The organism is Moraxella equi (genome assembly GCF_002027555.1).
Classification (GTDB): Bacteria; Pseudomonadota; Gammaproteobacteria; order Pseudomonadales; family Moraxellaceae; genus Moraxella; species Moraxella equi.
In genome coordinates this window covers 1-979 of record NZ_MXAP01000193.1, presented here as the reverse complement: position 1 = coordinate 979, position 979 = coordinate 1, and the positions used below count along the sequence as shown (strand labels likewise).

Below are 979 nucleotides of genomic sequence, written 5' to 3'. Positions count from 1 at the left end.
AAGTTCGGTTGGTATATATCCGCCGAGACTGGAACGATGAGGGCTATGCCAATAACCACATCTGGGTAAGTGATGGTCATAGCCTAAAATGCTCGGTCAAGCACCACAAATCAGGGCAGGCGGTCATGCCTGAGATTACACTCATCATTGACGCTCCTAGCCGATATATCGTGGGTTATAGCTTGTCGTATAGCGAAAGCGGTATGGCGGTACTGTCTGCCTTGCGGTATGCGTGGGCAAGGCATGGCGTGAATGCTGTGCATTATAGCGATAACGGCAGGGGTGAGAAAAACGTCATGCTAAGTGATAAAGTGGTGGGCGTGTTTGCACGGCTTGGCATAACCCATTTGACAGGCATTCCCGGCAATCCACAAGGTCGGGGTATCATCGAACGCTTGATGAGAGAAGTACCAAAGCGTGTCGCCCAGTCTTTTGAGAGCTATCACGGTGCGGACGCTGACCCTGATACTGTCAGAAAAAGGCTACAAGCCAAAATCGCCCATAACAAGGCGAACATGGACGGCAAAGTAACTGGCGAGATGACCCCACTGCAACGCAAAGGGGCGGAGATAACACCAACCATGAGTGAGCTAAAAATGGTGGTAGAGGCTTTGATAGATGAGTATAACAACGTCCGCAAACACAGCTCTATCGTCATGACCCCCGCCCAAAAACGTGCCGAGCTTGACAAAAAACATGGCAGTGAGCGTGTGTGGCTGTCTGAGCTAGACCTAAGAGCGCTGGCGGTGGCTGTGGTGGAGCGGACGGTGTCTCGTGGGTGGGTACGTCATGACAACCGTTTTTATTTTTCGCAGGCACTCGTGGATTGGCACGGCAAAAAGGTCTATCTATATGCCAATGATGACAGCGTGGCAGAGATGGCGGTGCGTGATAAAGATGGCGTGTACATCTGCACGGCAATCTTGGAGGGCAATAGCACCCCCGCCATACCGCTTGACCTACTATACCAACCGAACTT

General features: G+C 51.7%; 1 protein-coding gene. It reads left to right on the top strand.

Annotated elements, in window-relative coordinates:
• Positions 1-979, top strand: a 979-nt coding sequence (locus tag B5J93_RS13165) for a Mu transposase C-terminal domain-containing protein (RefSeq protein WP_143823566.1), incomplete at both ends; no start/stop codon positions are given.